This window comes from Clostridium caldaquaticum, assembly GCF_023806125.1.
Lineage (GTDB): Bacteria > Bacillota > Clostridia > Clostridiales > Clostridiaceae > Clostridium_AT > Clostridium_AT caldaquaticum.
In genome coordinates this window covers 129,314-145,198 of record NZ_JAMSKT010000005.1, presented here as the reverse complement: position 1 = coordinate 145,198, position 15,885 = coordinate 129,314, and the positions used below count along the sequence as shown (strand labels likewise).

General features: G+C 33.5%; 12 protein-coding genes. 10 read left to right on the top strand and 2 right to left on the bottom strand.

The features are described from left to right. Positions 1–122: 122 nt before the first annotated feature. Positions 123–689: a UbiX family flavin prenyltransferase gene (locus tag M2651_RS04675; RefSeq protein ID WP_252131180.1), complete on the bottom strand. Its 567-nt coding sequence runs from the start codon at positions 687–689 to the stop codon at positions 123–125. A gap of 22 nt (positions 690–711) precedes the next feature. Beyond that, positions 712–1,053: a prenylated flavin chaperone LpdD gene (lpdD, locus tag M2651_RS04670; RefSeq protein ID WP_252131179.1), complete on the bottom strand. Its 342-nt coding sequence runs from the start codon at positions 1,051–1,053 to the stop codon at positions 712–714. 114 nt (positions 1,054–1,167) lie between these two features. Here lpdD and M2651_RS04665 point away from each other — a divergent pair, with 114 nt between their 5' ends. The 10 genes from M2651_RS04665 to M2651_RS04620 all read left to right on the top strand — a co-directional run bounded on the left by M2651_RS04665 (position 1,168) and on the right by M2651_RS04620 (position 15,866). Continuing rightward, complete coding sequence (locus tag M2651_RS04665) at positions 1,168–2,058, top strand: LysR family transcriptional regulator (RefSeq protein WP_252131178.1); 891 nt, start codon at positions 1,168–1,170, stop codon at positions 2,056–2,058. A gap of 129 nt (positions 2,059–2,187) precedes the next feature. Next, the gene (locus M2651_RS04660) at positions 2,188–3,798 is read left to right on the top strand and encodes a response regulator transcription factor (protein ID WP_252131177.1); all 1,611 of its coding nucleotides are present in this window, start codon (positions 2,188–2,190) and stop codon (positions 3,796–3,798) included. A gap of 17 nt (positions 3,799–3,815) precedes the next feature. Next, complete coding sequence (locus M2651_RS04655; RefSeq protein WP_252131176.1) at positions 3,816–4,757, top strand: sensor histidine kinase; 942 nt, start codon at positions 3,816–3,818, stop codon at positions 4,755–4,757. A 4-nt stretch (positions 4,758–4,761) separates the two neighbouring features. After that, entirely contained in the window at positions 4,762–6,240 is a 1,479-nt protein-coding gene (locus M2651_RS04650; protein ID WP_252131175.1) for an ATP-binding cassette domain-containing protein, read from the top strand. Positions 6,241–6,383: 143 nt separating this feature from the next. Further along, entirely contained in the window at positions 6,384–7,388 is a 1,005-nt protein-coding gene (locus M2651_RS04645) for a sugar ABC transporter substrate-binding protein (protein WP_252131174.1), read from the top strand. A 79-nt stretch (positions 7,389–7,467) separates the two neighbouring features. Beyond that, complete coding sequence (locus M2651_RS04640) at positions 7,468–8,949, top strand: sugar ABC transporter ATP-binding protein (protein ID WP_252131173.1); 1,482 nt, start codon at positions 7,468–7,470, stop codon at positions 8,947–8,949. Positions 8,950–8,968: 19 nt separating this feature from the next. After that, complete coding sequence (locus M2651_RS04635) at positions 8,969–9,952, top strand: ABC transporter permease (RefSeq protein ID WP_252131172.1); 984 nt, start codon at positions 8,969–8,971, stop codon at positions 9,950–9,952. Positions 9,953–10,149: 197 nt separating this feature from the next. After that, positions 10,150–11,649, top strand: a complete 1,500-nt coding sequence (locus M2651_RS04630) for a UbiD family decarboxylase (protein ID WP_252131171.1) — start codon at positions 10,150–10,152, stop codon at positions 11,647–11,649. Positions 11,650–11,713: 64 nt separating this feature from the next. Continuing rightward, positions 11,714–13,153 (top strand): subtype B tannase, encoded by a 1,440-nt coding sequence (locus M2651_RS04625; protein ID WP_252131170.1) that lies wholly within the window; start codon positions 11,714–11,716, stop codon positions 13,151–13,153. Positions 13,154–13,379: 226 nt separating this feature from the next. Then, on the top strand, positions 13,380–15,866 hold the full coding sequence (locus M2651_RS04620) for a glycoside hydrolase family 2 TIM barrel-domain containing protein (RefSeq protein ID WP_252131169.1): 2,487 nt from the start codon (positions 13,380–13,382) through the stop codon (positions 15,864–15,866). Positions 15,867–15,885: the final 19 nt, after the last annotated feature.

Here is a 15,885-nt window from a genome sequence, read left to right as displayed (position 1 = left end):
CGTCTAAGAATTCAACATGCATAAGGCAAGGCAAATAGGGACGGTTAACAACAAATTAAATTGTTAATCGTCCCTAAAAATTGATAACCGTCCCTAAAACCCATAAAAATTGATAACCGTCCCTAAAAATAAAACCCATTCCATCTTTTTGCATTATCAACATTTAAGTTCAATTGATCCAGTAGCTTCATGACTTGATGATTTACAATATCATCTATAGTGTCAGGTTTAGTATAGAAAGCGGGCATTGGAGGAACTATTCTAACACCAAGTCTTGAAAGTTTAAGCATATTTTCAAGATGTATAGAATTTAAAGGAGTTTCCCTTGGTGATAATATAAGTTTTCTTCCTTCTTTAATGGTTATATCTGCGGCTCTGGCTATAAGGCTGTCGCAGTAGCCATTTGCAATGGAGCTTAATGTTTTCATGCTGCAAGGCAGAATAATCATGGCATTTGTTAAAAAGGAACCACTTGATATTTTAGCTCCCATATTGGAATTATCATATACTTCATGTGCCAAGGATTTTACATAATCTAAGTTATAATTAGTTTCAGCAACAAGTGTATTTTGAGCCCACTGACTTATTATAAGATGTACATTTATATCAGTAAATTTTTTTAGAGTTTCAAGCAGCCTTACTGAGTAAATAGCACCTGTTGCTCCTGTCATACCAACTACTATTTCCATTTTGAATTCTCCTCACTATAATTTATATGTTGTTTACATGTTTAAGCTCTAGAATCATTTCTTTGCATAGAGAGATAACTTCAGTTATTTCTTCTTTTGAAATATTATCAAAGTGGATTCCACAGCATACTATTACATTTTTATCAAAGGATTCTGTTATAAGTGAGTAAACAAGCTTTGTAATATAATCTTCCTTGTGATGTGGAAAACAGAATGTATGCTCTTTTACTTGATTAGAACCTACAGTAACAGCTCCTAAGTGAGGTTTGTCCCCTCCTGTTAAAATAATACACAGGTCTTCTCCTAAATAAATAACATCAAGCTTTAAATTAATTCTTTCTTTTGTTCGTGTAATCTCTAGCATAAATTTGTCCTTTTATATAAAAATTAATATATTTAATCTTACAATGATTTTACCTGTTATATCAATTCATTGTTTGATATAATATATTCTATTAAGGAATAAATAGAGGTGGCTATGGAAATTCAGCAATTAAAGTATTTTTTAGGTGTTGTAAAGTATAAACATTTCACTACAGCGGCAGAAGAACTTTGTATTTCACAATCTTCCCTGTCAAAAAATATAAAGAGTCTGGAAGATGAACTTAAAGTAAAGCTTTTAGATAGGAGTACACGAAATGTAAAGCTTACTGAAGCAGGTATGGAGTTTTTTAATTATGCCAGGCAGATTGTAGATACTTATAGTCAAATGCAGACAAAAATGAATGAATATAGAGATAAAAATAAAAATTCTATTAAAATAGGAACAATTCCAGTGATGAGCCAGTATGGTATAACTTCTTTATTAGCAAGCTTTATTAAGCAAAATAAAGATATTGATATACATATTATAGAAGGCAGAAGTCCGGAAATATTATCTTTGCTTGATACATCACAAATAGACGCAGCCTTTATTCGTACGATTTCACTACCTGATAATAATTATAAAATCAGTCCTCTTATTGAGGACGAGCTTGTTATGATTGTTTCTAAAGGTCATTCCTTTGCTGAAAGTTCTTGTTTGAATTTATCTCAGGCATCTGAGGAAAATTTTATTTTTCTAGATTCAGGAAGAGGGATTTATGATCTTTGTATGGAAGCCTGCAAAAATTCTGGATTTGAACCTCATGTTTTACATAAGAACAGCAGGATAGAAACCATTATTGGTCTTGTTTCTGAGGGAGTAGGTATATCTTTGCTGATGAAAAGAGTAGTAGAATTTTTTAATAATAAGGATATAGCAATTGTTGAGCTTAGTGAAAGATTTGTTACTACTTTGGCTTTAGTTAGGTCGCCTCATAAAAAGTCATCAGAAGCAGTGAAAAAATTTAGTTTATATACTGAAGAATGGTTTAAGCAAAGCAGATAGTTACAGATTTATGAGAAAGAATATTTTCCAATCAGGAATATATTCTTTCTTTTTTTGAATTGTATTAGATTAAGAGCGTGAATTAAAATGAAATAATAAGCTGATTGTATTAGAAAGAGGTGGAATAAAATGAAGGCAGTTATTGCAGATGATGAAATAAAAGTTTGTAAGCTTATAAAAAAGCTACTTGATTGGGAAAAACTCGGAATTAAGCTTATAGGGGAAGTTGACAATGGCCTTCAGGCACTGGATTTAATAATAAATGAAAAGCCGGAAATTGTAATAACAGATATAAGAATGCCAGGATTGGATGGTTTAGAGTTAATAAAGAGGGTAAGAGAAGCAGGTTTAAAAACAAGCTTTGTTATAATCAGCGGACATAAACAATTTGAATATGCCCAAAGTGCTGTAAAGTATGGAGTTGAGGATTATCTTTTAAAACCCATTAATAGAGAAGAATTGCACAGTATAGTTGTTAAGCTAAGAAATCGTTATATAGAGGATGCTGAAAAAGCTGAGGATGAAATGAAACTTAAAATTCAATTGGCTAATAGTATTGATAAGCTGCGTAAACAGTTTATTGTGAATCTATTAAATAATCAAGATAAGTTTTCAGTAATGTCCTTGGGGCAGATTAACAAAGAATACCATTTTAACTTTGCTGATGGATATTTTCAGATTATAGCACTGAAGCTGGATAAGAAAAACGGAGAAAACATAAATGATAGTTATGAGGAACTAATGATTAATAAATTGTCAGGGCTAACTAAAAAGAGCTTTAAAAATAACTGTAGAGATATAGAGGCTTCAAGGATTGATAATAGGGTGATTTGTTTATTAAATTACAGCCTGGAGGATTTCCCCAAAATAGAAATAAGTTTTAAGAAAGTTTTTGAGCAGCTTAAGGATTATCTTGAAATTAGTGAAAATTTTTATTTAACCATGGGTATAGGTACTGTAGAAAATAATATCATTAGTATTGAAAAGTCAATAAGTTCTGCACTGAATTCTATTAATTGCAGAGTGGTATTGGGAGTAGATAAGATTATAAACTTATCTAAATATAATTTTACAAGTATAAATATTGAGAAAATTATTACACAGGAAAAAGAAAAGGAGCTTATACACTATATTGAAGTTTTTGATAAGGTATCACTGAAACAATGGATGAATAATTTATTCAGTAAAATAAGCGAAAAGCTACAGTTAGACCCTTTTATATTGTTTAAGGCTTGCAGCAAAATTGTAGATATATTTATTGTTTGTATGAAAACGTTAAATATGGAGAACGAAGAATTTACAAAGGATAACATATTAAAAAAGATAGATGAATGTAAAAGACCTATAGAGGTACAGAAATATATGGTTGAATTTATAAGTGAGTATTTAGATGTTTTTATTACTTCAAAAAAGATGCAGGAAAATAAACCCATAAGGATTGCAAAGCAGTATGTAGCAGAAAATTATATGAAATCTATAAGCCTTGAGGATATTGCAAATATCGTTCACTTAAATCCTGTGTATTTCAGTGTGATATTTAAAAAAGAAGTTGGAATTAATTTTATGGATTTTTTAATAAATTATAGACTAGAAATTGCCAAGGAACTACTCAAAGAAGACAAATATAATATATCACAGGTAGCATATATGGTAGGTTATAAGGACGCTAAGCATTTTAGCAAGCTTTTTGCTAAAGTTGTTGGAATAAAGCCTATGGAATTTAGGAAAATTTATTCCTAGCAGTGGAGGAATTAATAATGACCTATTATATGAAGATATTTATTAGCATAACTGTAATTACAGTTATAATATGGATAATTATTTTATTAATGAAGAAAATTTACATTCCTATATTAAAGTTAGAAAAGGCTTTAAAAATGCTCCAAAGCGGCAGTATAGATTTTCAAGATGATATTGATAAAAAAAGCGATATATTTTCACTGTCTCAAAATCTGAATAAAATGATCAATACTATAAAAGAATCTATAGATAGAGAGTATAGAGCAAATATAGCAATAAAACAGGCAGAAATCGATGCCTTGCAAAGTCAGATCAATCCTCATTTTTTATATAATACATTAGAATCAATTCGTGGTCAGGCACTTGTTGAAGGAGTAGATGAAATTGCAGATATGACCGAGGCTTTAGCAAATTTTTTCAGATATACTGTAAGCTTAAAGGGTGCTATCGTTTCTCTAGAACAGGAACTAAATAATATAGATAACTATTTTTTTATACAGCAGTATAGATTTAATAATAGATTTAAAATACAAAAGAAAATAGATGATTCTGACGAAGAAATATTTAGTTATAAAATGCCCAAGCTTATACTTCAGCCTATAATTGAAAATGCTATATATCATGGGTTAGAGCCTAAAATAGGTATGGGAAACATTACAATAAGAGGTTATTGTACTGAGGAACGTCTTGTAATAATAATATCTGACGATGGTGTTGGCATGGACAAAGAAAAGGTAGACAACATAAATTATAAGTTGAATAATGTTTTAATATCTTCTTCTGAAGTGAATTTACGTAAAAAGACTGGTATAGCGTTGATTAATGTAAATCAAAGAATAAAACTTAGTTATGGAGAAAAATATGGAGTAAGGGTAAGCAGTACATTGGGGCTTGGAACAGATGTGGAAGTTGTATTGCCAATTATTAGAAGTGATGCTAAAGAGCAATTAATGAGGTAAAAATATGAAGGCTGAAATTCTGAGGATAGATAATTTAAGGGTAAATTTTGGAAAAGAAAAAGTATATGATACTACTATTAATTTATTTAAAGGTGAAATTTTAGCATTAGTTGGATTAAATGATTCTGGGAGGTCAGCTGTAGTTAAGGTATTGGCAGGAATATATCCAGCAGATAGAGGTATGTTATATATTGAAAATAAAGAAATACCTTTGGATTCTATTAGCAGTTTAAACAAAAGAGAAATTTTTTGTATATTTGAAAAAACTCAACTAATACCTAATTTAACTATATCTGAAAATATGTTTGTAATTAAAAGAAACAGTCTTAGAAAAATTAAAATCAATGAGAAGGCATTAAATCTTCAAACAGTTGAAATGTTAAAACGTATAGGATGCAGTCTTAACCCAGAAACTCTTGCGGAAAACTTAACTAAAGCAGAAGAACATCTGGTGTTAATAGCAAAGGCACTTTCAATAAATGCAAAGATAATTGTAATTGATGGTATTATTGGTTCCTACACTAAGCAGGAAGTTGATACATTAAAAAAAGTACTGCTTAATTTAAGTGAAAAAGGCATATCTATAATTTTTGCCTGCAGCCAGTTTGAGAATATGATGGAGATTTGTCATAGAATGATGTTGTTCAGGGAGGGAACTATAGTTAAAACTTTGTATCAAGGAGAATATTCAAAGAAAAAAATTAGTGCCTATCTGGTAGGATATGCTTTTTTTGATACTTTTCAAAAGACCAAAATTAATAGCTGTGAAGAAATTCTAACTGTCAGGAGTCTCTTTACTGATGATGGTTTAGAGGATATTAACTTTCATCTCAATAAAGGGGAGGTATTAGGTTTTTTAGATTTAGAGGGTACAAACGGTAATGAGTTAATAGAGGCTTTATTTAGTACTCAGCGAAGATTTTTCGGAAGTATTAAATTTAAAGGCAAAGAAATCAATTTTAATAATTATAGAGAGGCATTAAAGTGCGGAATAGGATTAATCCCAGAGAATGGATTAATAGGCAGTGTTTTTTATAATATGAGTATTTCGGAAAATATAATATTTATGAAGTTTAAGAAAATCAGTAAATTTTCTATTATTAATTCTAAACTTGCAAAATTTGTCCTTAAGGAATTTGGTAATCTTTTAAATATGAAGATTAGTTCTTCGAAGGTTAAAATGAAAGATTTAAGCAAATATGATTTACAGAGAATTATTATGTATAGATGGCTGTTAATGAAGCCGGAGATACTAATAATGATTAAACCATCCAGAGATACAGATGTTGTTACAAGAAAAGAAATATATTCTGTAATTGACAATATGAGAAAAAAAGGAGTAGGTATTATCATTGTATCAACGGATGCTTCTGAAATATTAAGTATGAGCGATAGAATATTGGTACTGAGCAGCGGAAGTGTTATACATGAGTTTACCAATGGAGCATCAGCTCATGAAGAATTGAGAAAACTAATAGAATAAAACTTATACGTATAAAATGGTTACAATATATAAATATCACCCTCCAAATCTAAATCTCACCTCATTGTTCATAAAAATGCCGAATGATATACTAATGCCATACAAACGAGAAATCGTTTAATATAAAAATAGGGGGATGAAAAATGTTAAAGTTTAAAAAACTAGCCACTATTTTAGCTGGAATAATGTTGTTTTCAGCTGTAGGGTGCAGTAATCCTGCTGCAACTACATCAAATGACACAAAGACATCTGCAAACACAACATCAAAGAAAAGGATAGTTGGGTATTGTATGCCTGATACTTCAGAAGCATTTCTGGCGAGTCTTTCTAATAGTGTTAAGGAGTTATTTGCTAAAGATGGTGTAGAGGTTCAAATTGCTAATGCTGCAGGAGATGCAAACACACAAGTTAGCCAAATAGAGAACTTTGCTACCATGAAAGCGGACCTCATAATACTTATGCCAGTAGACCCAACTAGTGTTTCCGATGCAATAAAGAGAGCTCAGGCTGCAGGAACTAAGGTATTAGTTGCAGGAGCGGATCCAGGTATTTATGATGCTTTAATGTTTATAAATCAATATGATGATGGGAAAATGATTGCTGAGATGGCTGCAGATTTTATTCAAAAGAAATTTCCAAACGCAGCTCCTGGCAGTATAGAAGTGGCTATTTTTGAATCACGTGATACTCCGGAAGCAACTCAAAGATGTGAAGGTATGGCTGAAATTACAAAGTTCTCTCCAGCTGCTAAAGTTGTTAAAGTTGTTGGCGGAATAAAGAATACAGCTGAAGCTCAAGCTGCTGCAGAAAATCTATTCCAGACAAATCCTAATGTAAAGGTTATACTTACTTATAATTCCAGCGGTGCAATAGGTGTTAATGCCTATGCTATGATGGCTGGTTCCAAGGTTACTGACAAATCAAGTTTTGGAGTTTTCGCTTCAGATTTAAACCCAGAGGTTAAACAGGCATTAATAGATTCTGCAAGTGATAAAAGTGTTATACGTGGAATAATTAAATTTGGCTCAAATGATCTTGCAGGAGATACCTATAAACTTGCAAGCAAGATGATTAATGGAGAAAAGTACGAAGTGAAGAATCCTGATCCGCTAAGTAAAGTAACTCCAGAAAATGCCAGTCAATTTTAAAATATGTTAAATTGATGAATTTGTTTAATATGGAGGGAATAAATCCCTCCATAATACTTAACGGCGAGGTGAGTAATAATTGAGCAGTAATAATGTTATTCTATCACTAAGAAATATAACAAAGGAGTATCCTGGGGTAGTGGCACTTAATGATTTTTCATTGGATTTTTATGAAGGAGAAGTACATGCTCTATTAGGAGAAAATGGAGCAGGAAAATCTACATTAATAAAGATTATTTCAGGAGCTATTACTCCTGAGGCAGGAGAAATAGTGCTTGGAGATAAAGTTTTTACGAAAATGACACCTTATTTATCCAGGGAAAACGGAATTGAAGTAATATATCAGGAATTCAATCTGGTGGATTCTTTATCTGCTGCTGAAAATATTTATTTAGGAAAGAGAAATGGAAGATTTGTTAACTACAGTTTAATGGAAGAAGAAGCCAAAGAACTTTTTAAACAATTTAATATAGATTTAGATCCTTCTCAAGAGGTTGAAAGCATGACTACAGCTAAGCGTCAGATTGTTGAAATAACAAAGGCTGTATCTAAAAATGCCAGAATACTGATTATGGATGAACCAAGTGCTCCTCTTACTGTAGCGGAAGTTGAATGCATGTTTAATATAGTAAGAAAGCTTAAAGCAAAAGGAGTTACAATAATTTATATCTCTCATAGAATGGATGAAATATTTAAAATATCAGATAGAGTAACAGTAATGAGAGATGGATGTTATATAACAACCAAGGATACTAAGAAGACTAATAGAAATGAATTAATAAGTTTAATGGTAGGCAGAGAACTCAAGCAAACATATCCTAAAAAATCTATAATTCCAAAAGATATAGCTCTGGAGGTAAGGAATCTAATAGGAAATGGTAATGAAGATATATCCTTTAGTGTAAAAAAAGGAGAAATATTAGGGGTTTCAGGTCTTATTGGAGCAGGAAGAACGGAAATGGCAAGAGTAATTTTTGGAGTAGAAAAGCTTGAATCAGGAGAAATATTAATAGAGGGTAAACCAGTTATTATAAAATCCCCATCTGATGCTATAAATCATGGCATTGGTCTTATTCCAGAGGATAGAAAGACTCAAGGTTGTTTCTTAGAAATGAATATAAAGTGGAATATTTCCTTTACTAATATAAAGAACATCTCAAAAAATCTCATTGTTGACAGAAAGCTAGAGGATGAAGATGCAGAAAAATATAAAAATTTACTTAATATAAAAACTCCATCAGTATTGCAGATGGTAAAGAACTTAAGCGGGGGAAATCAACAGAAGGTTGTACTAGCAAAAACTCTGGCAGCTAACTCTAAAATAATAATATTTGATGAACCTACCAGAGGTATAGATGTGGGAGCGAAACAGGAAATTTATAACCTAATGTGTGATTTAGCTAATGAAGGCAAAGCAATAATAATGATTTCTTCTGATATGGAGGAACTTTTAGGAATGTCTGACAGGATAATTGTTCTTTCAGAAGGTCGCCTAACAGGAGAACTTCAAAAATCTGAATTCAGCCAGGATCGCATTTTAGACTTAGCATCCGCTAATTAAAGGAGAGAGGGTAAGAAGAATGAACATTAAATCTTTATTAAAAAAATATGCAATAATACTTGTATTAATTGGGTTAATATTATTGTTTGGTGCTATATCTCCGATTTTTCTATCAGTAAATAATTTAATTAATATACTAATTCAACAATCATATGTTATTATCGCTGCAATAGGTTTATCCTTTGTAATGATAAGCGGAGGAATGGATTTATCAGTAGGTTATCAGATGTCTCTTGTAAGCGTAATTACTACTATATCAATGATTTGGTTTAAGTTACCTATGGCAGCTGCAATAATAATAGGTTTACTAACAGGTATTTTGTTAGGACTGATAAACGGAATAGCATCTGTTAAGCTGAAGGTTCATACATTAATTGTAACATTAGGAACAATGACAATATTTCAAGGAGTTTCTTATATAATTTCGAAGTCAAATCCTATATTTGGACTTTCACCAGCCTTTAAATTTATTGGACAAGGATATATACTAGCAATACCGTTTCCTGTAATAATCATGATGATATGTGCATTAATTGCCAGCTTTATACTTAATAAGACTTACTTTGGAAGATATATTTATGCATTAGGTGGAAATGAAGAGGCTGCAAGACTGGCGGGAGTTAATGTAAACCAGATGAAACTTATTATTTTCGCAATGTGTGGATTATTTGTGGCACTTGCATCTATAGTTTTGGTGGCAAGAGCAGGTTCAGCTACATCAGCCACAGGAGTAGGAATAGAATTTACCTGTATGACTGCAGCAGTCCTCGGCGGAATAAGCTTTAAAGGCGGCAGCGGCAAGGTATGGGGAGTTATCACCGGTGTATTAATACTTGGAGTATTATCAAATGGTATGCAGATTGTTGGGCTTGGAACTTATCCTCAATATGTGGCAAAAGGTCTTGTCCTATTAGCAGCAGTTGGTTTTGATACATATCAAAAGTCAAAAAAGGTAGTAAAGAAGAGACGAATAAAAGAAACAAAACAATCTGTAACACAATAAATTGTGAATATATTTAAATAAGCCCTATGTTAAATTGGGCTTCAGACTGTTAAAAATCTTCAATTTTTAAAAATGTGAAAGTCTGAGGATATATTCTAATTAGGAATATATCCTTTCTTATTATGAATTGTTCCAGATGATAATACTAAACTATAATTTAATAAAAGGTTTATTATCAATAACACAGGAGGCAATTAATGAACAAGGAAAATAAAAAAATAAAAGTAATAGACTTACGCTCTGCAATAGAGCTTTTAAAGTCAATACCAGGGCAGCTCATTGAAACGGATGAGCCTGTAGAACCGCTGGCTGAACTGTCAGGAGTATATCGTCATATTGGTGCAGGCGGAACGGTAATGAGACCAACAAGTAAAGGACCTGCTATGATTTTTAATAATGTAAAGGGTCATGAAGATGCAAGAGTTCTTATTGGACTATTAGCAAGCCGTGAAAGAGTAGGGTTACTTCTTGATGAAAAACCAGAGCGCCTTGGATTTTTATTAAATGAGGCTGTTAAAAATCCAATACAGCCTGTTACAGTTTCAAAGGAAAAAGCTTTATGTCAGGAAGTTGTTCACTATGCAGATGAACCAGGTTTTGATGTAAGAAAGTTAGTTCCTGCTCCAACTAATACAGAGGAAGATGCAGGTCCTTACATAACTATGGGTATGTGCTATGCTTCAGATATAGAAACTGGAGAATCGGATGTTACAATTCATCGTCTTTGTCTTCAGGGCAAGGATGAGATTTCAATGTTTTTTACACCAGGTGCAAGGCATCTGGGTGTGTTCCGTGAAAAGGCAGAAAAGTTAGGCAAGCCATTACCGATTTCTATTAGTATAGGTGTTGACCCTGCTATTGAAATTGCATCTTGTTTTGAACCTCCAACAACACCTCTTGGTTTTAACGAATTAAGTATAGCAGGGGCAATTAGAAAGCAGCCTGTTGAGCTTACTCCATGTCTTACAATTAACGAAAAAGCAATTGCCAATGCTGAGTATGTTATAGAAGGGGAACTGCTTCCTGGAGTATATGTTAAAGAAGATAAGAACACAAATACTGGGAAGGCCATGCCTGAGTTTCCAGGCTACACAGGTGAAGCTAATCAAAGGGTACCAGTAATTAAAGTAAAAGCTGTAACTCATCGCAGAAATCCAATAATGCAGACAGTAATAGGTCCTAGTGAGGAACATGTTAGTATGGCTGGAATCCCAACTGAAGCAAGTATTCTTCAGATGGTTGAAAAAGCTATGCCGGGAAGACTTTTAAATGTTTATGCTCACTCATCTGGCGGGGGAAAATATATGGCTGTACTGCAGTTTAAAAAGAGTCAGCCAAGCGATGAAGGACGTCAAAGACAGGCTGCTATTTTAGCATTTGCAGCTTTTCCAGAGCTGAAGCATGTAATACTAGTGGATGAAGACGTGGATATATTTGATAGCGATGATGTGTTGTGGGCACTTAATACACGTTATCAGGGAGATGTTGATACAGTATTTATTCCAGGAGTTCGCTGTCATCCTTTAGATCCTTCACAAAGTCCGGAGTATAGTCCGTCAATTAGAGATAAAGGGATATCCTGTAAGACTATTTTTGACTGTACAGTGCCATATCATCTAAAGGATAAATTTGAAAGGTCCAAGTTTATGGATGTAGACCTAAGCAGGTTTGTTTCAGAATTATTTAATAACAAATAGTTATGGATAAATACGTTGGTTTACTAGAAAAAATAAATTTACTAATAAAGAAAGGAGATTAAACATGAAATTCAGTTTGGAATTTAATCCAAGTAATTATACTGTGCAAACTCTAACAATAGACAGTCAGACTATTACTTATCGAGCCTTTGAAAATAATGTGTATGTGGAGAATCCTGTTGATACTAAGTATCAGATTATGAATATTTACGTTCCAGAGGCTTACTATGAGGGAAAGACTATTGGCAGTTATACTGCCAGCACTGCTCCTATTTTTATGCCAAACACAGTAGGAGGCTATATGCCTGGAGCTCCAGAAAAACCTGGTAAACACCCTTGGCATGGAGGTGTAAATGCTGCTTTTGCGGCACTACTAAAGGGTTATGTGGTTGCAGCACCTGGCGTAAGAGGTCGCGTTACACAGGATGAAAAGGGAGTATATACTGGTAAAGCACCTGCTTGCATTGTAGATTTAAAGGCTGCAGTACGTTATCTTCGATATAACCGTAAGGCTATACCTGGAGACACTGAGAAGATTATATCAAATGGTACCAGTGCAGGAGGAGCGCTTTCCTCATTGCTTGGAGTTACAGGTAATAACGCGGATTATGAGCCTTATTTAAGAGAACTTGGAGCTGCTTATGAGCGAGATGATATTTTTGCTGCCTCCTGCTATTGCCCCATAACTAATTTAGATAATGCTGATATTGCTTATGAGTGGATGTATAACGGTTTAAATGATTATACAAAAGTAGTATTAGAAACTGTAACAGGTGAAAAATTTATCCCAGGTATAACACCGCCTGAGCAAATCAGACGTGTTTTTGTTTCAGATACAATGACAGAAGAACAAATAAAAGTATCGAACAAGCTAAAGGGGTTATTTCCTTCATATCTAAACTCTCTTGGACTTAAGAAGGCTGATGGTACAGAGTTAACATTAGATGCTAATGGTAACGGCAGCTTTAAGGATTATGTAAAGTCCTTTGTTATTGCATCAGCTCAAAAAGCTCTAGATAGCGATGCGGATTTGTATGAATTTGATTGGATAACAATAAAGGATGGAATAGTAAAGGATATTGACTTTGATAAATATGTACAATATGCTACGAGAATGAAGCCTGCAACTGCTTTTGATGGTTTAAATTTAGATACTCCTGAGAATGATTTATTCGGTACGAAAGATATCAAGGCTCAGCATTTTACACAATTTGCAAAGGAACATAGCACAGCTCAGGGTTCTTTAGCAGATGCTTCTATTGTAAAACTTTTAAATCCAATGAATTATATTGGAAGAGAAGGAACTAGCACTGCCCGTTATTGGAGAATCCGTCATGGAGCTATTGACAGAGATACCTCTCTTGCTATTCCGGTTATTTTAGCTGCAAAACTAGCAAATAATGGATTTGATGTTAATTTGGAAATGCCTTGGGGACAAGGACACGGCGGCGACTATGACTTAGAGGAGCTCTTTGCTTGGATAAAAAAAATCTGTATTTCATAAATACAGGCTGCTGAAAATCAAAAATAATTAGACACTTATCTTACAGAAGAGGGTAAATTAATTTATAGCAAATAATAAACAAGGTAACAGGATAGAATTTCATCTTGTTACCTTGTTTTAATATTCTCAAAAAGTCGTATTCACGTTATTCAAAAGTCGCAATAATAGTAGAACATAAATTTGCAGAAACATATAATAAAGTTAAATTGAATGGAGTGTGAGATTTATGAATAAAAAAGTAAGATCAAGAGAGAAATTTAATGATAATTGGTATTTTACAAGAAATGAAATAGGACCAATTCCTAAAAATCATCAAAAGTCTGCACTTATCGGAGGATATACAAATAGTGCAAAAGATGAGAATGGAAAGTTGTTTCTTAAAGGTTCAGCTATTGAACATCTTTTAAAAGTAATGCATAGACCAAAGGAGGAGTCAGAACACAATTATAAGGATTGGTTTGCTATGCCGTCTCCAGAGAGTGGAAAAGAGGGATGGGAGAAGGTTAAGCTTCCTCATGACGCTGTGCTTGACCAGGAATATGTAATGGATTTTAAAAATGCTATGTATGGATTTTTACCTCAGACAATAGGATATTATAGAAAAACTTTTACTATACCAAAGGAGGATGAAGGTAAGAAGATTTTTATTGAGTTTGACGGCGTTGGAAGAATATCTGACTACTGGCTCAATGGCTGTTATCTTGGAGAAAATTTCAGCGGTTATAACAGTTTTCAGTTTGATGTTACTGATGTGCTTAAATATGGAGATGAGGGAGAAAATGTTCTTCTTGTAAAAATTGACACAACCAGCGGTAATGAAGGCTGGTGGTATGAGGGAGGTGGAATCTATCGTAATGTTTGGCTTACAAAGCTTGATAAGCTTCATGTTGACAGATGGGGAACCTTTGTGCAGACCCCAGTAATAGAAAAGGACAAGGCTCTAGTTAAAATTGAAACAGTAGTAAGTAATGAAAACTTTGAAGAAGTGAAATATATTCTTAAGACTTCAATAATAAGTCCTGATGGAAAAATTGTTGCAGAAGATACTGTAGAAAGCTTTAATGAAGGAATGCAGAAAAACAAAATAATTCAGGAGATAACTGTGAGTAGTCCAAAGCTTTGGGATATAGATTCACCAAAGCTTTACAAAGCTTTAACTCAAATAATTTCTGAAAATCAGGTTAAGGATGATTATGAAACTGTATTTGGGATAAGAACTATTGAATATACAACAGAAGGTCTGTTTTTAAATGGAAAGCATACACCTATAAAGGGAATGTCAGTTCATCAGGATTTTGCTGGTGTGGGTGTAGCTCTTCCTGACGGACTGCATGAATACAAAATTCGAAAGCTTAAAGAAGCAGGAGCAAATGCTTATCGCTGTGCTCACAATCCGCCTGCTCCTGAGCTGCTTGATGCCTGCGACAGACTTGGAATGCTTGTTATGAATGAGGGGAGGCTTTTAGAAGCAACAGAGTTAAGAATTAATGAACTTAAAACACAGGTACTTCGTGATAGAAATCACCCAAGCGTATTTATGTGGAGCATAAGTAACGAAGAATTTATTGGTGGAAGCAGTTTATCTATACGTATGCATAAACGTATGAGAGATATAGTTAAATCTCTTGATCCTTCAAGACTTGTTACAAGTGCTGATATATTCGGTTCAAGTTCAGATAAACACAAAGATGTATTGGATGTTGTAGGGGTAAACTATATAGAAAGCGAAATAGCTCAGTCAAATGTGCTGCCTGTTCTTAAAGCTAACCCAGAAAAGCTGTTTATAAGTACTGAAAATGTTATGAAGGCTTCAACTCGCGGCTGTTATGAAGACAATGCTTCAAAGTGTTCTATATCAAATATAAATGCAAAAATTACTCAAATGAGTATTACTCCTGTTGAAACAGCAGGGGGAGCCGGCGGTTCCTGTCCTCCGGAAAAAGCATGGGAGTTCTATCTTGAACATCCTAGAATGGGAGGCATGTTTGTATGGACTGGCTTTGATTATCGCGGCGAACCATTCCCTTTCTTCTGGCCGGCTGTAATGAGTCAGAGCGGAATTTTTGATCTTTGCGGACTTCCAAAAGATAATTTTTATCTTTATCAGGCTATGTGGATTGAACATAAACCAGTAGTTCACCTTCTTCCTCATTGGACTCATCCAGGAAAAGAAGGGGAAAAAATAACAGTTAGAGCAATTACAAACTGCCAGGAGATAGAGCTTTTCTTAAATGGAAAGTTACTGGAAAGAAAAGTAAGAGTTGAGGGATATAACGTAGATTTTGATGTGGAATATGTACCTGGAGAGCTTGCAGCAAAAGCTTATAATAATGGCAATTTTATTGCAGAAGATGTAATAAAAACAGCAGGGTCACCAGCTGGTATAGTGCTATTACCTGATCGCTTTGTGATAGATGCAGACGGTGAGGATATAAGTGTTGTAAAGGCTGCTATTATTGATGAACATGGAATTGTTGTACCTGATGCACAAAATAAAGTAGAGTTTAAGGTTTCAGGAAATGGAAGTCTTATTGGTACAGGAAATGGAAATCCTATGGATCATGATTCTGATAAGAGAAACTTTAGAAATGCCTTTAATGGATACTGCATAGCTATAGTTCAGGCTTCAGAGAAAGAAGGTATCATTACTGTAGAAGCTTTTTCTGAAGGCTTGAAGGCAGCAAAAATTCAGTTAAATACAACTATCAAGTAATATATGGGATGAGCTATGT